The 19,916-nt window shown below is 44.5% G+C and carries 19 protein-coding genes; 9 read left to right on the forward strand and 10 right to left on the reverse strand.

Translation table 11 applies throughout. The features are described from left to right. Together AACQ42_RS06390 and AACQ42_RS06395 are read right to left on the reverse strand one after the other, a co-directional pair. Nucleotides 1-867 (reverse strand): IS4-like element ISVa16 family transposase (locus AACQ42_RS06390; protein WP_094165913.1); only part of this gene is annotated, 867 nt, incomplete at its 3' end. Nucleotides 868-985: 118 nt separating this feature from the next. Next, complete coding sequence (locus tag AACQ42_RS06395; protein WP_013857032.1) at nt 986-2,329, reverse strand: sodium-dependent transporter; 1,344 nt, start codon at nt 2,327-2,329, stop codon at nt 986-988. 336 nt (nt 2,330-2,665) lie between these two features. Between AACQ42_RS06395 and cls the strand changes: the two genes are divergently transcribed. Beyond that, nucleotides 2,666-4,120, forward strand: a complete 1,455-nt coding sequence (cls, locus tag AACQ42_RS06400; RefSeq protein WP_094165914.1) for a cardiolipin synthase — start codon at nt 2,666-2,668, stop codon at nt 4,118-4,120. Between the two features lie 80 nt (nt 4,121-4,200). Further along, nucleotides 4,201-5,397, forward strand: a complete 1,197-nt coding sequence (locus AACQ42_RS06405; RefSeq protein WP_094165915.1) for a cystathionine beta-lyase — start codon at nt 4,201-4,203, stop codon at nt 5,395-5,397. Nucleotides 5,398-5,465: 68 nt separating this feature from the next. Here the strand turns inward: AACQ42_RS06405 and AACQ42_RS06410 are convergent, their stop codons facing one another. The 4 genes from AACQ42_RS06410 to pspA are packed head-to-tail and all read right to left on the reverse strand — an operon-like array spanning nt 5,466 to nt 7,408. Next, the gene (locus tag AACQ42_RS06410; protein WP_013857035.1) at nt 5,466-6,056 is read right to left on the reverse strand and encodes a DNA-3-methyladenine glycosylase I; all 591 of its coding nucleotides are present in this window, start codon (nt 6,054-6,056) and stop codon (nt 5,466-5,468) included. A gap of 52 nt (nt 6,057-6,108) precedes the next feature. Then, nucleotides 6,109-6,498, reverse strand: a complete 390-nt coding sequence (gene pspC / locus AACQ42_RS06415; protein WP_013857036.1) for an envelope stress response membrane protein PspC — start codon at nt 6,496-6,498, stop codon at nt 6,109-6,111. Next, complete coding sequence (gene pspB / locus AACQ42_RS06420; protein WP_026027627.1) at nt 6,491-6,724, reverse strand: envelope stress response membrane protein PspB; 234 nt, start codon at nt 6,722-6,724, stop codon at nt 6,491-6,493. The genes pspC and pspB overlap by 8 nt, the downstream gene beginning before the upstream one ends. A 15-nt stretch (nt 6,725-6,739) precedes the next feature. Beyond that, a complete protein-coding gene (gene pspA, locus AACQ42_RS06425; RefSeq protein ID WP_026027628.1) occupies nt 6,740-7,408 on the reverse strand; it encodes a phage shock protein PspA in 669 nt (222 codons plus the stop codon). Between the two features lie 231 nt (nt 7,409-7,639). On the opposite strand from pspA, the gene pspF reads away from it, so the two are divergent. The 6 genes from pspF (at nt 7,640) to AACQ42_RS06455 (ending at nt 13,979) form a co-directional block, all read left to right on the forward strand. Beyond that, a complete protein-coding gene (gene pspF / locus AACQ42_RS06430) occupies nt 7,640-8,647 on the forward strand; it encodes a phage shock protein operon transcriptional activator (RefSeq protein WP_176429695.1) in 1,008 nt (335 codons plus the stop codon). Nucleotides 8,648-8,743: 96 nt separating this feature from the next. Further along, nucleotides 8,744-10,363: an ABC transporter substrate-binding protein SapA gene (gene sapA, locus AACQ42_RS06435; RefSeq protein ID WP_094165926.1), complete on the forward strand. Its 1,620-nt coding sequence runs from the start codon at nt 8,744-8,746 to the stop codon at nt 10,361-10,363. Next, a complete protein-coding gene (locus AACQ42_RS06440; protein WP_094165917.1) occupies nt 10,363-11,325 on the forward strand; it encodes an ABC transporter permease in 963 nt (320 codons plus the stop codon). Before sapA ends, AACQ42_RS06440 begins: the two co-directional genes overlap by 1 nt. Beyond that, nucleotides 11,312-12,199, forward strand: coding sequence for an ABC transporter permease subunit (locus tag AACQ42_RS06445; protein ID WP_013857042.1), 888 nt, complete (start codon nt 11,312-11,314; stop codon nt 12,197-12,199). Before AACQ42_RS06440 ends, AACQ42_RS06445 begins: the two co-directional genes overlap by 14 nt. Further along, nucleotides 12,199-13,194, forward strand: a complete 996-nt coding sequence (locus AACQ42_RS06450) for a peptide ABC transporter ATP-binding protein (RefSeq protein ID WP_010320232.1) — start codon at nt 12,199-12,201, stop codon at nt 13,192-13,194. Before AACQ42_RS06445 ends, AACQ42_RS06450 begins: the two co-directional genes overlap by 1 nt. Further along, complete coding sequence (locus AACQ42_RS06455) at nt 13,191-13,979, forward strand: peptide ABC transporter ATP-binding protein (RefSeq protein ID WP_013857043.1); 789 nt, start codon at nt 13,191-13,193, stop codon at nt 13,977-13,979. Before AACQ42_RS06450 ends, AACQ42_RS06455 begins: the two co-directional genes overlap by 4 nt. A gap of 311 nt (nt 13,980-14,290) precedes the next feature. Here AACQ42_RS06455 and AACQ42_RS06460 read toward each other — a convergent pair whose 3' ends face one another. After that, nucleotides 14,291-15,076 carry an AraC family transcriptional regulator gene (locus AACQ42_RS06460; protein ID WP_017043971.1) on the reverse strand — a complete coding sequence of 262 codons (786 nt, stop codon included), beginning with the start codon at nt 15,074-15,076 and terminating at the stop codon, nt 14,291-14,293. Nucleotides 15,077-15,172: 96 nt separating this feature from the next. On the opposite strand from AACQ42_RS06460, the gene AACQ42_RS06465 reads away from it, so the two are divergent. Continuing rightward, nucleotides 15,173-16,291, forward strand: coding sequence for a multidrug effflux MFS transporter (locus AACQ42_RS06465; protein ID WP_088732291.1), 1,119 nt, complete (start codon nt 15,173-15,175; stop codon nt 16,289-16,291). An 85-nt stretch (nt 16,292-16,376) separates the two neighbouring features. Here AACQ42_RS06465 and AACQ42_RS06470 read toward each other — a convergent pair whose 3' ends face one another. From AACQ42_RS06470 to AACQ42_RS06480, 3 genes are all read right to left on the reverse strand, one after another. After that, nucleotides 16,377-16,769 (reverse strand): DUF2750 domain-containing protein, encoded by a 393-nt coding sequence (locus AACQ42_RS06470; RefSeq protein WP_010320150.1) that lies wholly within the window; start codon nt 16,767-16,769, stop codon nt 16,377-16,379. Between the two features lie 100 nt (nt 16,770-16,869). Continuing rightward, a complete protein-coding gene (locus AACQ42_RS06475) occupies nt 16,870-17,775 on the reverse strand; it encodes a manganese-dependent inorganic pyrophosphatase (RefSeq protein ID WP_010320151.1) in 906 nt (301 codons plus the stop codon). Nucleotides 17,776-17,985: 210 nt separating this feature from the next. Next, nucleotides 17,986-19,722 carry a glycoside hydrolase family 36 protein gene (locus tag AACQ42_RS06480; RefSeq protein ID WP_094165918.1) on the reverse strand — a complete coding sequence of 579 codons (1,737 nt, stop codon included), beginning with the start codon at nt 19,720-19,722 and terminating at the stop codon, nt 17,986-17,988. Between the last annotated feature and the right edge of the window lie 194 nt (nt 19,723-19,916).

The following is a 19,916-nucleotide window of genomic DNA, read 5'->3' on the forward strand; positions in this document are numbered from 1 at the left end:
GGGATCTGTCATAGAAGTTAATACTTGGTAGTCTTTTCCTTTAATTTTACGAGTGACAAGTCGAGCGGTTATCGACTTTGGTAAATCAGACCATCGCTTTCTAGCTCTTGGATTACTGTGTAATTGAACAAGTTTGTCATTTCGCCCTAAAGATTGAACAATGTCATATTGTGTATTTTTCTTGAGGGGGATAAGCCAATGGCGCTCTGAGCCAGAGTCTTGCCATTTATGTAATAAGCCTAAAGAATAGAACCCCTTATCGAACATTGTCACGCTATGATTCGGTGTTGTTTCTATCAGTTTTTCAGCTAATACCATTTCGTTTGTATTGTAATTATCAAAGGCACTGGCCGTGATAATGTGACTGCTTAGTTCCATTTGGCAGACCATTCTCACCTGCGGATATTGTGTCCCTTTTTGTCGAGAAAATGCATTTTCATTTTGCGGGTTATCGGGCGTGCGCCAAACAACGCCATCGACGCCAAGAAGCGTTAATCCATTCCACTGGGGTAACTTTGCACTTTTTAACCATGAAGTCGTCATTCGCTCAAAGACCGCTTTAATTGCGCCTTCACCCAACGTCTTTCGACGTTGAGTCAGCGCACTCGGTGCGACAAAAGCTTTACCCGTACGGTCGACAATATCAAGTTGGTTAACTAAGTCTTTCATGGATTTATTGTTGTAGATAGCCATTCCAACAAGTAACCAAACCATGGATTCTAGAGTTAATTTCCTCTTTCTCATCGTGACGGTATCAGTAAGAGAATAAGCTTCGTTGATGAGGTCAATTGGAAGTAAGTCAGACAAAGTCTCAACGTTGCTAGGTTTCCAATCATTAATTATGTTTAGAGCTTGAGAAACATCCATAAAAAAATCCAAGTGCATTAAATACACTTGGATTTTGACAGCTCTGAAGGATCGTTCAACCGATCACTTTGGCCTTAACTGATCGGCATTACTCTCGGATGAGAGCCTTAGGAATGCGCTAAATTAATGAATAAGCAAAGACCATTAAAATCGCCACGGGGCAAACAAAACGCACGTACCATGGCCAAATTTTCCAGAATAGGCTTTGTGCAATGTCTGGGTTACCTTGTTTGATCTCATCAAGCAATTTATTACGATGCCAAACCCAACCCACCACAATAGCCCAAACCACACCTAATAAAGGTTGCATATAGACGGTCGAGACGTTAGCCACTAGGTTAAATAACGCCCCAAAGTTAAGGGAAATGATGATGCTCAGCAGCGCAATGGCTCCACCGATCATCCATGTTGCTTGGCTACGAGTCATTTTTAGTTCATCTTGCGCGCAAGATACTGGTACTTCTAGCATAGAAATTGAAGAAGTTAGCGCTGCGATAACCATCAAAATAAAGAAACCAAAACCGAGCAACACCCCTGCACTGCCCATATTATCAAACATCGCAGGCAGCACGGTGAAGACTAAATCGCCCGAACTCATCAAGTTGCCTGCATCATCAAAAATTTCGACACCATGATTTTTAGCCACAAACATTGCTGGGAGAATCAAAAGGCCTGCTGCAAACGCCACTCCTGTATCAATCGCCGCGACTTGCGCCGCTGTTTTTGGCAAATTAACATCTTTCTTAAGATATGAGCCATAAACGATCATCGCTCCAACGCCTAAAGAGAGAGAGAAGAAAGCTTGCCCCATTGCGTCTACTAATAAACTGGGAGTGATGTGCGCAATATCAGGGATCAAATACATCTTCAATCCTTCCATTGCCCCATCTTGGGTAAAGATATAAGCAATCATGGCGCCGAATAGAATAAAAAGCACTGGCATCAAACGGGTAGACCATTTTTCAATGCCGTCCGCGACACCTTTTCGCACAACATAAATAGTAAGCAAAGAAAATGCGAGAGCCAGTAAAACATTGCGTAAGCCGCTAAAATTCACTAACCAATCGGCCGCCGTCTGTAAACCCAACAGGCCTAATATAGGGGATGCCGCAAAACCCATAAGCCATCCGGCAAGAATGGAGTAAAAACTGAGGATCATCGATGAGGCAATCATCGCGATAATGCCAAACAGTGCCGCCGCCGCACGATTTTTGGTCCAGATACTTCTTAAAGAAGCGATGGGGTTAGATTGTCCATGTCGCCCGATCGTCAATTCCGCAACCAGCATTGGAAACGCCAGCAAGAATACCATTGCCAAATAAATCACTAAAAATGCCGCGCCACCATTACTTGCCGCTTTGGTCGGAAAACCCCACACATTCCCTAGGCCAACCGCAGAACCTGCAGCCGCCATAATAAAACCAAGTCTCGATGAGAAATGACCTCTTGAACTACTTGCCATAAACTATTTACCAATGTTGTGTTTGTTAGGCAGTGCTAAAAGTGAGTGTAAACTTTTAATTACACAAGTTATAATTTTTAGTCGCACTGTGATGGTGGCAAGTAAAACAGTTTGAGATTAAAATTGGAAGTCCGAACGATATAAATTATGGATTAGACCGTAGTTTTATAGTTCAATTGTTGCTTTTTTATCCTCAGATCATTTTTTTAAACTGCTATGATCACTTTAGTAACACAATTCATCTGTTACTATTTTCATATTATTCACGCGATAAACTTCCTTACTTTTCCCTTTCCCTTTACTATCGTGACTTATTCTATCGACAAGATTAATGGCATGGACAAGGTTTACCACGTTCTTACTTTAGCAGGCATCGCACTCTATTGGTTTTTGGTCGCCGCAGTCACGCTACGCGTTGTATTGAAACGCCGAGCGGTGAGTGTTTCTCTGGCTTGGCTGATGGTGATTTATATCATTCCGATTGTGGGAGTGATCTGCTACTTTCTTTTTGGTGAGCTAAATTTAGGGCGCAAGCGTGCAGAGCGTGCCAAGGAAATGTTTGCTCCATTTGGTGATTGGTTTAGACAGCTTAACGATTGCCAAGCTCATGCCCCTGAGGGAATGGGTGCTCAAATTTATAAAATTGATGAACTGTGTAACCACCGTATGGGGATTCCGGCCTTAAGTGGTAATACGTTATCACTGCAAACCTCCCCTAATGAAATTCTGCATTCCATTATTGCCGACATTGAACAAGCTCACACTAGCATCCAAATGGTCTTTTATATTTGGCACCCAGGTGGATTGGCGGATTCGGTTGCGTCGGCTCTGATCCAAGCGGCCAAACGAGGTGTGCACGTTAAGCTGCTGCTTGATTCCGCAGGGAGCCCCCGCTTTTTCAAAAGTCATTGGTATACCATGATGAAAGACGCAGGAGTTGAAGTCGTCCAAGCGTTAGAAGTGAGCCCGTGGCGGATGTTCTTACGCCGCTTAGACCTACGCCAACATCGTAAAATCATTGTTATCGACGATAAAATTGCCTACACAGGCTCGATGAATTTGGTTGACCCGGCCTATTTCAAACAAAACTCTGGTGTGGGTCAATGGGTCGATATTATGGTTCGTATTACTGGGCCTGCGGTCAATGTGCTGTCCGCAGTACATTGCTGGGACTGGGAGGTGGAAACAGGAACACGCATGTTGCCAGCACAACCAGAATGCACAATTGGTCCGGATCAGCCCCATCATCCTGTACAGGTTGTCCCCTCAGGCCCTGGTATGCCAGAAAACTTAATCTCCCAAGTGTTAACACTGGCTATTAATCAGTCAAACCAATCCGTTAGGATCACTACCCCTTACTTTGTACCTAGTGCAGACCTATTAGCAACGCTAAAAATGACCGCTCAGCGCGGTATCAATGTTGAGATCATTATTCCACATAAAAATGACTCATTGATGGTCAAATGGGCATCTCGCGCATTCTATGGTGAGCTACTGGAAGCAGGGGTGAAAATATACGAATTCTACGGTGGTTTGCTGCACACTAAATCCGTCGTGATCGATAACCAGTTCTGTCTTGTCGGTACAGTGAATATCGATATGCGCAGCCTATGGCTCAATTTTGAAGTCACGCTCGCGATTGAAGACCAATCCTTCACTCAGGAAATGAACTGGCTACAGCAACACTATATAGAACAATCTCACTTGGTTGAGCTACCAATATGGGAGCAACGCCCGTTGTATCATAGGTTTTTTGAACGATTGTTCTATCTGTTTAACCCTCTGCTATAAACTTTTTATCTGACTGGGGTTGCCAAGCTAGGCAACTCCATGTTTTAAATAACGAACTCTCTCCCAGACAAGGATTTCGGATGTCAGAAGGTAAAAAAACACAGTTGGTCAATGCGGGTCGTAGTAAAAAGTGGACCAATGGCGTTGTCAACCCACCTATTCAGCGCGCCTCTACCGTTGTATTTGATAGTGTGGCTGAAAAAAATCATGCCACCGTCAATCGGGCTAATAAAACACTCTTTTATGGACGCCGTGGTACTCATACGCACTTTGCGTTCCAAGAAGCAATGGTGGAAATTGAAGGTGGTGTCGGTTGTGCGCTTTTCCCTTGCGGTGCGGCCGCCATTGCCAATAGTATTCTTTCCTTTGTGCAAATGGGTGACCATATTCTGATGGTCGACACTTGCTATGAACCTACTCGTGATTTTTGTGAAAAAATCATGAAGAAAATGGGCATAGAAACGACCTACTACCCACCGACCATAGGTGAAGGAATCCGTGCTTTGATCCAACCCAATACCAAAGTGTTGTTCACTGAATCACCCGGTTCGATCACGATGGAAGTGCAAGATATCCCGACCTTATCGCGGGTTGCACATGAACATAACATCATTGTCATGCTGGATAACACTTGGGCGGCGGGCGTGAACTTTTCACCTTTTGAACATGGTGTTGATATTTCGATCCAAGCGGCGACAAAATACATTGTTGGCCACTCAGACGTGATGTTAGGAACAGCGATTGCCAATGAAAAATGCTGGGATCAATTGCGAGAGCAAAGCTATTTGATGGGACAATGTGTCTCACCTGATGACGCTTATTTAGGGCTACGAGGGCTAAGAACCTTAGATGTTCGCTTACGTCAACATGCTCAAAATAGCTTAGCCATTGCGCACTGGTTAGCAGAACAACCTGAAGTGGATCACGTTCGCCATCCTGCCTTAGAGACTTGTCCTGGACATGAGTTTTATCAGCGTGATTTCACTGGTGGTAACGGGCTGTTTTCATTTGTATTAAAGAGCAGTGATATAAAAGCTACGACGGCTTTGCTCGATGGCATGCAACATTTTAGTATGGGCTTTTCATGGGGTGGGTTTGAAAGCCTGATTTTAGCTAATGAACCCAAAAGCTTTGATAGTTTAAGAACCGTCGCACACCCGCACTTTGCAGGTACACTGATTCGAGTACATATTGGTCTTGAAGATGTAGACGATCTGATCGCTGATCTAAAAGCGGGATTAGAACGCTACAGTGCACAGCTTGCTCTGCGTGCATAATATGAGCGGAAGACCAAAAGGCCGCTGAATCTTCAGCGGTCTTTTGCATATTAGGTTACCCTGAAAAATTAACGCTTGGGGCAATCAGCCAAATGATCGTTCACCATACCCACCGCCTGCATAAAAGCATAACAAATCGTTTCGCCAATAAACTTGAAGCCTTTTTTCTTTAGAAATTGGCTCATCGCTTTAGACGTAGGCGTCGATGTAGGGATATCACTCATCTGCTGCCAATGATTGAGCACTGGTTGACCATCCACAAACTGCCACAATGCTTTGGATAAGGAACCATACTCTTGCTGCAACAGTAAAGCCGCTCGTGCATTGGAATAGACAGAGGCAATTTTTCCTTTGTGCTTCACCACATCGAAATGTTCGATAATGTAAGGTGCCCGCGTTTCGTCGTACTGAGCCAGTTTTTCAAGATCATAACCGTCAAAGGCTAAGCGATAACCTTCGCGCTTTTTCAAAATCGTAATCCAGCTCAGCCCAGCTTGCGCACCTTCTAACGTCAAAAATTCGAACAACTTGACATCATCGTAAACGGGAATGCCCCACTCATTATCGTGATAATCGCGCTCTAAAGGGTGATTCATCGCCCATGCACAAGTCATTTCTGTATGATGCTTCATTTTTTGTTTCCTTACCCTTACCTTCATTTGCAGTGTCAGTTGAACAATGACACTGCAAATCTACGTGCCAGCTTTGCTTTTAAAGCTGATTAAACTCACGATTGACTTTAAATGCTTCAGAGGTGACATAAGCCTCCATTTTACGGATTTTCTGATCCACTCGAGTTAAATCTTGATCCAATGTCGCCAGCAAAGCTTCGGCGGTTTGTCCTTGCTCCCAAGGCTTATTCTTCAATGTATGTTCGCGTTGGGCTTTTAGCGTTTCAACATACTGAGTAGGCTGCTTTTCTAACATCAGCATCAAAGCCATATAAGCTAAAAGCACTAAAAAACCACCACCGAGTAGTGCAGCCGAGATGACCAATATACGCACCAACCAAACTTCTAACCCAAGATAATTAGCAAGCCCAGCGCATACGCCAGCTATTTTGCCATTGACCGGATCTTTATAGAGTTCTCGGCTAGCCATGATTTTGCCTCCAAGTCGGTGATTCAGCATCTAAGATGCGTTCAAGGGTTTCAACACGGCTTTGCAGTTTTTCCGCTTTTTCAGATAACGCTTTGATCCGCTCTAAATCCTCTTGTGACAATGAGTTGCTGCTATGTCGTTTACCTCTGTAATGCAGAAAAAGCCATATCGGTGCAACAAAAATCAAAAAGACAATCAGTGGACCTGCGATAAAAAATGATGACATATATGCCACTCCTCGTTATTGGTTTTTGTCCATTTGCTGTTTCAGTTTTGCTAGCTCTTGTTCAATTTCATCTTGCGCTTGAAGTTCAGCAAATTCTTGGTCGAGTGACTTAGCGTTACCAGACATAGCGTAGAGATCGGCTTCAGCTTCAAGTTCATCGACTTTACGCGAGTACTGCTCAAACTTCGCCATCGCTTCATCAGTACGGCTAGTATGCAAATGACGTTGCACATCACGACGGTTGTGCGCAGTTTGGCTACGAAGTGCCAAAGCTTGTTGCTTCACCCGTGTTTCGGCAATTTTGGCCTCTAACTTACCGATTTCCCCAGTCAATTTATCGATAGTTTCTTCTACCAAGGTTTGTTCAGTGTGCAAGCCTTTCTGCATTTCTTGCAATTTCTTTTTTTCAATTAAAGCAGCGCGAGCGAGATCTTCACGCTGTTTAGCAAGCGCCAAGGTCGCTTTCTGTTGCCAATCTTCAATATGAGAGGCCATAGAATCCACTTTACGCGCGAGCTCTTTCTTATCCGCAATAGCTTTGGCCGAATTGGTGCGTACTTCCACCAAGGTGTCTTCCATCTCTTGGATGATTAAGCGGATCATCTTTTCAGGATCTTCCGCTTTATCTAACAGTGCACTGATATTCGAGTTTACGATATCGGCAAAACGAGAAAAAATACCCATGTTCAATCTCCTGATTAGTTGTTCATGACGATGTAGTTATTGGTGAGCCATTTTGAATCGCTCAAAACGTTTAAGACGAGAAGAGATAACCAAGTTTCATGCCATATATAAATCTATTGATAATCAATAAATTAGATAATGTCTCATAGAATGAGATTACTGTGCTATGATGATTTTCGCCAAGAGTTGGTGAATTTAACCACCCTTTCAATCACAGTGTGGAGAGTGAACATGCAACAAAACTTACTGGGTGAAGCGCCTCAATTTTTATCGGTACTGGATAAAGTCTCTAAGCTTGCACCGATTGATAGGCCGGTATTAATTATTGGCGAGCGAGGAACGGGCAAAGAGTTAATCGCTCAGCGCTTACACTATCTTTCCAAACGTTGGGACCAACCACTGGTTTCGTTAAACTGTTCAACCTTGAGTGAAGGGTTAATTGACTCTGAGCTCTTTGGCCATGAATCAGGCTCGTTTACCGGAGCCAAAGGACGTCACCAAGGACGATTTGAACGGGCAGAAGGTGGAACTCTTTTTTTGGACGAGCTCGCCACCGCGCCGCTTGCTGTGCAAGAGAAACTACTTCGAGTGATTGAATATGGACATTACGAACGTGTCGGCGGTAGCCAACGGCTTAATGCGAATGTCCGTATCGTCTGTGCAACCAATGCTAATCTTCCACAATTAGCTGAAATTGGAAAGTTTCGAGCTGACTTACTCGACCGACTGGCCTTTGATGTGATCCAGCTTCCACCGCTAAGAGAGCGAAAAGAAGATATTATGCCACTTGCTGAGTATTACGCGATTAAGATGTGCCGTGAACTGAACTTAGCGCTCTTTGTCGGGTTTAGTGCAGAAGCGGGAGATCAGCTTCAACACTACTTGTGGCCGGGAAATGTGCGTGAACTTAAAAATGTCGTGGAGCGTGCTGTCTATCAACATGGAACGGCCTCCCATCCGATTGAAAACTTGGTTTTTAACCCTTTTGCTAATGAGTGGCACAAACCAGATGACCTTACTGGCAATCTCTCCACAGATCGCCATACTTACACCACTGGCTTTGAATTTCCGATGGATTACAAAATGTGGCAGGAGGATCAGGACAGACAACTACTGAGTGCCGCGCTCAATGCCAGTAAGTTTAATCAAAGACAAGCTGCAGGATTACTCGGCTTGAGCTACCACCAATTGAGAGGTATGGTGAGAAAATATCAACTCGTCGGCAGCAATGATGATTAACCCTAGGTTTAGATCAACAAAAAATGGTAGATTATCAGGATTTTGAGGCATAATGATTAGCTTTGTTTGCCTTACTTCTCACAGTTATTTCTCTTTATGAAAACATTGATACGATTCGCACTAGGAATATGCAGCTTTAGCCTACTGATAGGCTGTAGCGAACAAATTGACCATAGTAAAATTCGCCAGAGCGGATTCGTATATTGTGGTCACGGCAATCCCACCACTTTTAACCCACAATTGGTTGAGAGCGGCATTACGTCTGAAGCTCTCAGCCCACAGATTTACGACACGCTGTTGCAATTGGATTCAGAAACCTTACAACCGATACCAAGTCTGGCCACGAGTTGGACAGTGAATCCACAGGGTACAGAGTATACATTCAAGCTAAACGATGGCGTTCAATTTCAATCAACCGCTTGGTTTACACCGACTCGCGCTCTTAATGCCGATGATGTGGTCTTCAGCTTTCGCCGAATCATTGACCCAACCAACCCATTTCATTACGTCAATAGTGGCGTCTACCCATGGTTTGCGGGTATTGATTTCAAAAACTTGCTGATCGATGTTCAAGCTCTGGATGAACTCACGGTTAAATTTACCCTCAGCCGTCCCGACAACTCCTTTTTATCCAATATCGCCACCAGTCACGCTGTCATACTCTCCTATGAGTATGCTAATCAATTAGTGATTGAAGATGAAAAAAGCATGATCGACAGCCATCCTGTTGGATCCGGACCATTTTATCTAGACGAATTTAAAGTGAATGACCTTATCCGCCTCCGTCGTCATGGCGCTTATTGGAATGGCGTGGCGAAGATGGAACAAGTCGTATTTGATGTCTCCAACCGAGGCACAGGGACACTCGCCAAACTACTACGCCATGAATGCGATGTGCTCAGCTCGCCTATTTCAAGCCAAATCCCTATTATCAAGCAGCAATCGGAAATAGAGCTTGATGCCAAGCCTGCGATGAACGTGTCTTATATTGCTGTGAATACCTCTCACCCTGCGCTCAGTGATGTTCGCGTGCGTAAAGCGCTTAATTTTGCGATCAACCGCCAAAATATTTTGGACTCGGTCTATTACGGTACAGGAAGTATTGCTTATAACATTCTTCCCCCCTCCTCTTGGGCCTATCAAAAGGACAGTATTCAAATTCGCTATGATCGTAACTACGCGATCGCATTACTTAAAGAGGCTGGCTATTACGCCAACTTGGAATTGACGATGTCTGTTCCTGCAGAGTCTCATGCCTATAATCCAAGTCCACGTAAAACTGCCGAGTTAATTAACGCGAACTTGGCTGACATTGGTATTACATTGCATATCATCACCCAAGACCGCCTCGATCGCTCAAATTTGACCCAGCACGCCAACGTTGATCTGATTTTAACGGGCTGGAATGGCGATACCGCAGACCCAGATAACTTTTTGCGTCCACTGCTCTCATGTAATTCAGATCGCTCAGGGCTCAATGCCTCGATGTGGTGCAATAGTGATTTCGATTTTCTACTCGATTTGGCCTTGGAAGTAGACAAGTCGCGCTATCGCCTTAACTTATACAAACAAGCGCAAAATATCTTGAACGAAGAGTTCCCGGTTATCCCATTGGCACACGGCATGCAATTTAAAGCGTACAGCAAAACATTAACGGGCTTTAAACTCAGCCCGTTTAATGTACAGCCATTCAATACGGTTGAGAGGATCGAATAGTGTTTTTATATACGGTACGCAGGCTCAACTTATTTATTATCACGTTACTCATTTTGACTATGGTCGGGTTTGCTCTGTTGCGCTTAGATCCCCTGTCGCCTCTAATGGACCATGGTTTCTGGTCAGGTTGGTCAACCTATTTAGGGCAACTACTGCAACTCAATTTTGGCGTCAATCACAGTGGTGTCCCGATTGTGGACGAACTGGCGATGGTCTTTCCAGCAACGCTGGAGTTATGCCTCATTGCTTTTACTCTCTCTTTGTTAATTGGTCTCCCTATTGGTACGCTCGCAGGAATGAAGCAAGGTAAATGGATTGATACCGTCATCTCCTTCACGTCAATGTCCGGCTATTCAGCACCGCTATTTTGGGTAGCTTTGTTAATGATCATGGTCTTTTCACTGCATTATGAGCTGTTTCCTGTTTCAGGACGTTATGATCTGCTCTACCAAGTGGAACACGTGACAGGTTTCGCTCTGATCGATGCTTTTTTCGCTGAAGGCAACTACCGTGCTCATGCTTTGCAAAGTGTTATTGAACATATGATTTTACCCTGCTTGGTACTGGCTCTAGCACCGACGACACAAGTGGTAAGCCTGATGCGCTCTTCGGTAGCCGATGTGATGGCTCAAAACTATATACGCGCCGCTCGAATTAAGGGCTTAAGTCACTACGAAATTGTGACTGCTCATGTGCTGAGAAATGCAATTCCACCGATTATTCCTAAATTCGGGGTTCAACTATCAAGTATGTTAACGTTGGCAATTATTACTGAGTCCATCTTCAACTGGCCAGGAATTGGCCGTTGGCTACTCGATGCCTTATCTAACCAAGATTATGTCTCCATTCAAGCCGGCGTGATCGTAGTTGGTACGCTCGTTCTCACAGCAAACATTCTGTCTGATTTGATTGGCGCTATGGTTAACCCGCTGGTAAGAAAGGAATGGTATGCTAACAAATAATATTTATCAGGAAGAGCATATTCCGACTCAGTTTGAGCGGTTTTGGCGCAGCTATCGCAATAACAGTTTGGCAATGTTTGGCTTGTGGTGCTTAGGACTCATTGTGTTGATTACCCTCACCTCTCCTTGGATAGCCCCTCATGATCCACAGTTGCAAACGAGCAACCTGTTAATACCGCCTTCTTGGGATCCTGCAGGTACTGTCGAATTTTTCTTAGGTACCGACGATTTAGGCCGAGACATCTTGTCACGGTTGATTGATGGTACCCAATACACCTTCGCTGCCGCTATTTTAATCACCGCTATCGCAGCTGTGATCGGCTGTTTTATCGGTATCATGGCAGGCATGACCAAAGGATTATTGTCCAGTACATTGAACCACTTACTCGACACGGTCATGTCGATTCCATCATTGCTGCTTGCCATTATTTTTGTGGCACTGCTCGGTTTTGGCGAGTTCAATATTTTGCTTGCGATTGGTTTGGCACTCATCCCTCGCTTTGTTCGTTCGGTGTATATTGCCGTACACAACGAAGTAGAAAAAGACTATATCCTCGCCGCACGTTTAGATGGTGCCAATGACTTTTATCTGTTGTGGAACTCCATTTTACCCAATGTACTTGCTGTCATCGCCAACGAAATAACACTCGCGTTATCCATTGCCATCTTAGACATCACCGCTTTGGGCTTTCTTGGTTTGGGTGCTCAAGCACCAAGCACCGAATGGGGCACCATCTTAGGTGATTCAGTTGAGCTGATTTACCTCGCACCGTGGACAGTCACTCTCCCCGGTTTAGCGATTATGTTTACGGTGATCATCATCAACTTAGTCGGTGAAGGTGTACGACAAGCTCTGAATGCAGGGGTGGAATAATGCCATTATTAGATATTCGCCATCTCACCATCGAAATTGATACGCCACAAGGCATGGTAAAAGCCGTCGATCGCATGAGCTTAACCATGAACGAAGGCGAAATTCGCGGTTTGGTGGGAGAATCCGGATCAGGAAAAAGCTTGGTGGCTAAAGCCATCGTAGGAATATGCAAAGATAATTGGACCATCACCGCCGACCGCATGCGCTTAGGTAACATTGATCTACTTCAGCTGACGCCGCGCGAACGCCGGCGAGTGATTGCCCGCGACATCGCGATGATTTTTCAAGAACCGTCAACCTGCTTAGACCCTTCAGATGAAGTGGGAAAACAACTGATTGAATCTATTCCATCGCGCACATTTGAAGGCAAATGGTGGCAGCGTTTTACATGGCGTAAAAAACAAGCAATTGCCCTTTTACATAAAGTAGGAATCAAAGAGCACGCTCGCATCATGAGTAGCTACCCCTATGAGCTAACTGATGGTGAGTGTCAGAAAGTGATGATTGCGATGGCTATCGCAACCAAACCAAAAATTTTGATTGCTGATGAACCAACGAACGATTTGGACCCCATTACCCAATCACAGATATTGCGCCTGCTCAGCCGGATGAATCAGGTCAATAACACCACGATTCTATTGATTGGCCACGACTTAACCACCATTACCCAATGGGCTAACCGTATTACAGTGATGTACTGCGGTCAGTCTGTTGAGTCAGCCGATACCCAGAAAATATTGAGTGAACCCAAACACCCTTATACGGCCGCACTACTGAAAGCGATGCCTGATTTTAGTGATTGGATCCCGCATAAAGAAAAATTGCAATCCTTACCGGGTTCCATTCCACCCTTGCAACATTTACCGATTGGTTGCAGATTGGGGCCTCGCTGTCCCTATGCTCAGCGCCAATGCGTTGAAATACCGTATCCACAACGTATTAAAAATCATAAGTTTGCCTGTCATTTCCCACTCAATATGGAGCAACAGTCATGAGTGCATCATTATTAGAAGTGAACGGGTTAACTAAAGATTTCATTACTCGTTCAGGTCTATTTCGCAAGAAAATTCAGCATGCGGTCAAACCGGTCAGCTTTACGTTAGAAGCGGGGCAAACTATTGGTTTTATTGGCCAAAATGGTTCTGGTAAATCGACATTGGCACGAATGCTTGCGGGGATGGTTGAGCCCTCTGCTGGCGAGATACGCGTTAATGGAGAGTTATTGGAACACAAGGATTACTCCACGCGCTGTAAGCTGATTCGAATGATTTTTCAAGATCCGAACACATCGCTCAACCCAAGAATTCAAATTGGTCGTATTCTAGAAGGGCCGCTCAAAAGAAACACCAATATGCCACCTGAAGCTCGCATGAAGCGCGTGAAAGATACGCTATTGCGCGTTGGGTTATTGCCAGAGCACGCCTACTTCTACCCGCAAATGCTCGCCACCGGGCAAAAACAGCGGATTTGCTTGGCACGAGCACTGATTCTACAACCGTCGATCATTGTGGCTGATGAAGCATTAAACGGGTTAGACATGGCAATGCGATCACAGATGATTAACTTGTTTCTAGAACTGCAAGAAGAGATGGGTGTCTCGTTTGTGTATGTCTCTCAGCACCTTGGTATTGTAAAACACATTACAGACAAAATTATGGTGATGCACGAAGGCGAAGTAGTCGAATCGGGTGACACACAAGAAGTATTGTCTAATCCAACTCATCCCATCACTCAAAGAATGATTGAGAGCCACTTCAACAAAGCGCCCAGCTTTAAATAGCCGCTCTGTATTTTATGTCGGAAGACAATATCGTGTGAACGATTCAGATACAGTACTGTTCCTCCCCCTTTTAGGAGGGGGTGGCCCTCCTAAAAGGGGAGGATTGACAGTGCTCACCCCACCCTAACCCTCCCCTAAAAGGGGAGGGAATTAGTTTCGTTAGCGTTGAGAGTATTTCATTTATGATGATAGATGCGGGTTGCTAAAATAGTTTTACCCTAAACCTTCTTGAGGAAATTGAGTTTCCATTTCAGTAAATCACTATTTGGCTTGTCTTTTCGTAATACCAATAACCTGACTACTTGATTAGTTTAATTCAATCTACTTCTACTGCTTTTCATAAAACTGAGAGGTGTTTGTCCTGTTTGTTTCTTAAAAAAAGCAATAAACGCACTATCAGAAGAAAAGCCTAGCAAATGAGAGACCTCGCTAACTTGTATTTCTTTAGACAGCAACTCAATCGCCTTTAACAAGCGCCATTGCTGCCTCCAGTCTTGATAGGACATTCCTGTTTCTGCTTTGAATAGCCTTGTGATCGTTTTGGTACTTGCACCTATAGAATGTGCGATGGTGGTAAGAGGCGGCACCAAAAAAGATTCTTGCATCACTTGTTGGCAGAATTTTTTAAACCGACGATCTAACGGTAAGGGTAATTGGAAAGAATGACGTTTAGCCGCATAAAATTCCTCCCAAAAAAGAGCCGTCGTTTTTTGCATTTCATTTTCAGGTTTATCCCATGCCCACAATGCCATCTTATCAATGAGTGCCTTTAGCAAAGCATCAACTTCTATCATAATCATGTTATTTGGACATTCAAAAACTGCACAATCGAAGTATAGCGATCGATAAGCTACCACGTTCGTCATCATCGCTCGATGTTGGATGTATGGTGGAATCCAAACTGCTTTTGTCGGTGGTAAAATACAGATTGAGTTATCTAAAGCAAAGCTGATGCATCCTTGAGGCGCATAGAGAAGTTGGCCTTTTTTATGTTGATGCATTCCCGAGTCGTGTTTACCGATGTCGGCTGCTATCCCTACAACGCAAGCTGTTAATTTATCAGCATCGAATTGGGTTTGTTCATCAATAATCGCCATTTGTCCGAATCTTGTTGTTTCTGGTATTAATGTTGTTAATAGATAAAGAATAGCCTCATTTATACTGTGCGCCAAGTTCATTGATGAGGACACAAGATGAATACAAAACCTTCTTTATGGCTGATGGTTGTCATGTTGATGTTTCCGCAAATCGTGGAAACCATTTACAGCCCTGCTTTAGGTTCTATTGCCCAATCATTTTCGGTAAACGACGCCCAAGCAGCTCAAACGCTGTCCGTTTATTTTTTAGCTTTTGCTATTGGTGTTCTTGTTTGGGGAATACTGGCAGACAAATTTGGCAGACGCCCAACCATGATTATTGGCCTATTTATATACGGCTGCGCTTCTTTGGTGGCTATGCAAACTGAAAGCTTTAGCATCATCATGGTCGCACGCGCATTTAGCGCATTGGGAATCGCTGTTGGTTCAGTTGTGACACAGACCATGCTTCGCGATGCGTTCAGTGGCGAAGAGTTAGGCAAGGTCTTTAGCCTAATGGGAATGGGGATATCAATTAGCCCTGTGTTAGGAATGCTACTAGGTGGTCAGCTAACGTCTATTGGTGGTCATCATTGTGTGTTCTTGGCGCTATTTGTTATGGCGATAATGCTATTTTTGTACAACCTGATTAAGCTTCCTGAAACTCAAAAAGAAAGTCAGTCTCTACAACTAGGTAGCTTAAGTCTTCGAATGTTGAAAGATTCGCACATCTGGTTTTCGGCTTTATTGGTTGCGCTATACAACATTGCACTGTTCTCTTATTACCAGCTTGGCGCTTTTACTTTTGAAGCGTTAGGTTTTAGCTCTGCCCAATTTGGTTACAGTGGGGTTGTATTAGGGCTTGGGACGTTACTAGGCAGTTACTTAAACAAAACTCTACTTTCGAAACAAGTGTCGCAACGTTCTCTTTTATGGGTATCCGCTATGCTGTTAACTATTGGTGCTATCGGGGTTTATGCCATGCAGGGCTCTATTTGGTTTTTAGCACCAATGATGTTAGTGGTGATGTCTTTTGGTATTGCGATCCCAAATGTGCTGAGTGTCGCTTTGGTTGACTATAAACAACAATCGGGTAGTGCTGGTGCTCTATTTGGACTTCTGTATTACTTATTGATTGGTGGCGGATTAGCTCTAGTTGGCGAGGTTCAAAACTTAGGTATGGTGCTTATCGTATGTAGTGCAGCCACGGTATTGGTCACAACATCACGCAAGTAATAAGTTACTGATATTTAATTGCAAATCTTTCCCGCACTGTTACTAATTTAGCTAGAAAAAGAGCTTCTATCAGAAGCTCTTTGAGTTAGCGAGTTTTACTGGCTTGCTTTTTCAATTCAAAATCGAACTCGTCGGGAAATAACACAACGCCTTCTTCATTCTCATTGGGGAACACCACCACCGACAGTTCATCTTCTTCTAGGCCCGAAGTCCAACGGCTGTGCCATTTGTTCAAAGAGATCGCTTCCGCTTCACACGCTTGCCACTCGCCTGTTGCCCATGCCTTGGCAAACTCTTGGTTAGGCCACACAGGAACACAATCATCTTCTTCTGTGTTGAGCATGACACAACCGTGCTCATCTTTTAGTATCCAAACTTCACGGTTTGCAACAATGGCTTTAATGCAGTATTTAAAACGTTCTTCTTCATTATAGCGATTGATTGTTTCTATCTGTTCTGTGGTTAATGCGTCTGCCATAGCCCGGCTCCATGCGAAAGTTGGGGAATATAAAAACGCCTACAGTGTAGCACTGCAGGCGTTACATTTAGAATCTTAAACAATAAGATGATAAAAAGGATTAAGCCAATTCAGCTTGCAGCCAAGGCCAACCTTGTTTCTTACGGCTTAAGGTATTTTCCATCATCAACATGCCATCTTGTTCGTGTTTAGTCAGTTTTTCAGCCCATTCACCAGTATAAAGAAGACGGGTCTGCGCGGTGGTAATGTCGGTCAACATCACGGCGGCAAACGCAAGGCCTTCCTCTTCGCAGCGACGAACTAGGTCTGCTTGAATGGCGTCAATCATGCCATCGACTTGTTCAAGCGTTGCCAATTCCACTTGACCAACCACCACATCACGGCCGTTGAATGGATAAGCTTTCAAATCTTTCTCAACAAGTTGAGCGGCAGATAAACCTTCAATGTCTGTTTTCGCAATCAAAAGCGCTTTAATAAAGGCATCAAGGTCTTCAACCTCAGCAATTTCAGCCAGTGCCAGCACAGCTTCTTTATCTTTTGGTGTGCACGTTGGAGACGCAAAACCGACCGTGTCAGACAAAATCGCAGACATCATCAATATGGCTAAAGGACGTGTGATTGGTGCATTTTCCATCTTGAATAGGTTGAACAAGATAGTACAGGTACAACCGACTGGCCAAATCCACGCTTCTAGCGGATTCACTGTCATTACGTCACCTAGGCGATGATGGTCAACAATACCGAGAATTTCCGCTTGGTTGATGTCATCAGGTGCTTGCGCAAGATCGGTATAGTCCACAAGCCATACTTTTTCGCCCGCTACACTAGTGCGAAGTTCAGGTTGATCAACACCGGCTGTTGCAAGAATGTGTTGAGTTTCACGGTTAATTTCACCCTGACGAACAGGCGTTGCTTCTAGACCACGTGCTTTAAGTAATTCAGCAGCAACTAATGCACCACAAATGCTATCACTATCTGGGTTTTTATGACCGACAACGAAAATCATCTTTCTTCCTATTTTAATGCTATTTGATGGCCTATCGAAGGTGATAGGCGAGATTGCTCACAAAGGCCGATACTTTACCTGATTTTCAGAATTTGTCATGACTTGTGGTTAAGAAATTATGGCTAATTTAGCGCAGCATTCCGCTACCCCGAATCATTCAGTTAACCTGAGCACTCTTAACAAGAGCACTCTGTTAACAAGGGCACTCCACTAACAAGAGGTAATCACTGCTCGGCTGGTTAAGCCACTTGCCAAGGAGACTTCAAATACTTTGACTGGCTCTGGCGAAAGCTTATCTCCTGTCCAGTAGTCATACCAATCCACTGGCTGGCTCGCTGTTAAGGTATAGTCACACGCCTCACCTTGGTAATTGAATAAGCAGTGCAGATCATTGCGTTCTGTTAACTTTAAAAATAGGTGATTGAGAGCCAATGAAGTTGGCTTAGCCGCATCTTGGTTGTGTTTGCGCCTAATCATTAACTTATTTAGGCTCTGCTTAGCAAAAGAGGTCAATTCTGGGAGTGGATCACCTGAAAGCAACAAGCCACCACACGCAAGCAATACATTGCGATGAAATTCATAGCTGATGCGATCGGTCGATTGATTCGCAAGCGACGTCAGTGTTGCGCAATCAGGATCAATTTGCCATAACTTGCGGTGCTGCCAACTGCGATAAAAAGTCTCTTTAGCGATTTGTTCAAAGCGCTGTGGCGAACGCTCGACATCGTCCGAAACACGCATGGAATCTACTAAACCCAGTGATGGCCACATCGGCGCGTTACATCCAAGTAACCATGCCTCTCCCGCGCCTTCTGCGATCGCCTGCATCCCTAAACGGTACGCTTCAACACCCGTCACTCCCGACTGATAACGCCGTCCTTTAAGTGCTCCCCAATAGTTCGCATCCAACTTAAATAGCTCAACCCCCCACTCTTCTTTCATGGTTTTGATCACATGGGTTAAGTATTCCTGCACGTCAGGATGAGAGCCATCCAGCACATACCAAGGTGTACAGCGCCAGCCACCGTAGGTTACTTCTTCAGCTTTCAGTGGTTGTCTTTGAGCATTTTGTACAAACCAATCTGGATGTTGCTTAAACAATTGAGATTCAGCTTGTGCAATGAAGGGCGCGAGCCAAATTGCGGGTTTTTTGCCCGCTTGTTTGATCTCTTGGATCAGCGCTTTAACACCACGAGAAAACTTATCGGACGGCGTCAACCAATCGCCCATAAACGCCTGATAGCCATCATCCAGCAACACCCATTCTAGCCCCGAAAGTTCTCCTTGCATTGCCGCAAGGTTGGTTAGGATGTGCTGCTCATTAACATCGGCATAATAGGCATACCATGAACACCATCCAACGGGCGCAGGTTGTGCCACACCAGCACGCGGCGTATGGTGACAACTAATATATTGCGCATACTGTTGATACAAACCTGATAATGAATCACCTTGCAAAATAACGACGGATTCTAAACTGTTATTTGTCCAATCTTGTGGATGGGTCTGCTCGCCGTCAATGGAAGCGACTAAATAGGTGCCCGCCCTTTCTTCAAGAATTTCAAAATAGCCAGCAAAACGGTGGCAAGAGGTAAAACCAAACAGTTGGTATCCGGTGGATTGTTCAATCACCAGCGTGTTGTAATAACGTTGGCTGTCTTGCAGCGGGTATATCCGGTAGCTCAAGCTATTGTCAGGGCAACGCCCCACATCCACCGGATGATGCGGCGAACCTGCAGTTTGCGCTAGCATTTGAAAACCGTCACCAATCACTCGTGCGTCCGATTCAACGTCAAATAGAGTGCGAAACAGCGAGTAGTGATCGGAAATGGGCGAGTTATGTATTCCTGAATAGGAAAAACTGATCTCATCGCCTTGCAATTGGGCAATCAAATCCGGTTGAAGTAACTCAACTTCTCGATGACATGGCAGAGTGATCGTTGTCATAACACCTCAGTACAAAGTACAAATTGTTGTTCTGGCAGTGTCTAATGAATTCGCGTTGCATGTAAGTTGTTTTGATCACGTTTTCTCTTTGACGTGGCTCCGTATGCTGTTTTATTCAACAATGAGAACGCCCAAGGTACAAGTTTGGATGTGACAAGTAAAACGCCAGCATGTTTGCTGGCGTTTCGTTGAGC

The sequence above is a fragment of the Vibrio sp. V12_P9A6T4 genome (assembly GCF_963874835.1).
Lineage (GTDB): Bacteria > Pseudomonadota > Gammaproteobacteria > Enterobacterales > Vibrionaceae > Vibrio > Vibrio anguillarum.

What these genes read in the sequence shown, in the direction of transcription:
- AACQ42_RS06395 (WP_013857032.1), bottom strand. Translation starts at nt 2,329, where the DNA reads ATGGCAAGTAGTTCAAGAGGTCATTTCTCATCGAGACTTGGTTTTATT.
- cls (WP_094165914.1), top strand. Translation starts at nt 2,666, where the DNA reads ATGGACAAGGTTTACCACGTTCTTACTTTAGCAGGCATCGCACTCTAT.
- AACQ42_RS06405 (WP_094165915.1), top strand. Translation starts at nt 4,201, where the DNA reads ATGTCAGAAGGTAAAAAAACACAGTTGGTCAATGCGGGTCGTAGTAAA.
- AACQ42_RS06410 (WP_013857035.1), bottom strand. Translation starts at nt 6,056, where the DNA reads ATGAAGGTAAGGGTAAGGAAACAAAAAATGAAGCATCATACAGAAATG.
- pspC (WP_013857036.1), bottom strand. Translation starts at nt 6,498, where the DNA reads ATGGCTAGCCGAGAACTCTATAAAGATCCGGTCAATGGCAAAATAGCT.
- pspB (WP_026027627.1), bottom strand. Translation starts at nt 6,724, where the DNA reads ATGTCATCATTTTTTATCGCAGGTCCACTGATTGTCTTTTTGATTTTT.
- pspA (WP_026027628.1), bottom strand. Translation starts at nt 7,408, where the DNA reads ATGGGTATTTTTTCTCGTTTTGCCGATATCGTAAACTCGAATATCAGT.
- pspF (WP_176429695.1), top strand. Translation starts at nt 7,640, where the DNA reads ATGCAACAAAACTTACTGGGTGAAGCGCCTCAATTTTTATCGGTACTG.
- sapA (WP_094165926.1), top strand. Translation starts at nt 8,744, where the DNA reads ATGAAAACATTGATACGATTCGCACTAGGAATATGCAGCTTTAGCCTA.
- AACQ42_RS06445 (WP_013857042.1), top strand. Translation starts at nt 11,312, where the DNA reads ATGCTAACAAATAATATTTATCAGGAAGAGCATATTCCGACTCAGTTT.
- AACQ42_RS06450 (WP_010320232.1), top strand. Translation starts at nt 12,199, where the DNA reads ATGCCATTATTAGATATTCGCCATCTCACCATCGAAATTGATACGCCA.
- AACQ42_RS06455 (WP_013857043.1), top strand. Translation starts at nt 13,191, where the DNA reads ATGAGTGCATCATTATTAGAAGTGAACGGGTTAACTAAAGATTTCATT.
- AACQ42_RS06460 (WP_017043971.1), bottom strand. Translation starts at nt 15,076, where the DNA reads ATGGCGATTATTGATGAACAAACCCAATTCGATGCTGATAAATTAACA.
- AACQ42_RS06465 (WP_088732291.1), top strand. Translation starts at nt 15,173, where the DNA reads ATGAATACAAAACCTTCTTTATGGCTGATGGTTGTCATGTTGATGTTT.
- AACQ42_RS06470 (WP_010320150.1), bottom strand. Translation starts at nt 16,769, where the DNA reads ATGGCAGACGCATTAACCACAGAACAGATAGAAACAATCAATCGCTAT.
- AACQ42_RS06475 (WP_010320151.1), bottom strand. Translation starts at nt 17,775, where the DNA reads ATGATTTTCGTTGTCGGTCATAAAAACCCAGATAGTGATAGCATTTGT.
- AACQ42_RS06480 (WP_094165918.1), bottom strand. Translation starts at nt 19,722, where the DNA reads ATGACAACGATCACTCTGCCATGTCATCGAGAAGTTGAGTTACTTCAA.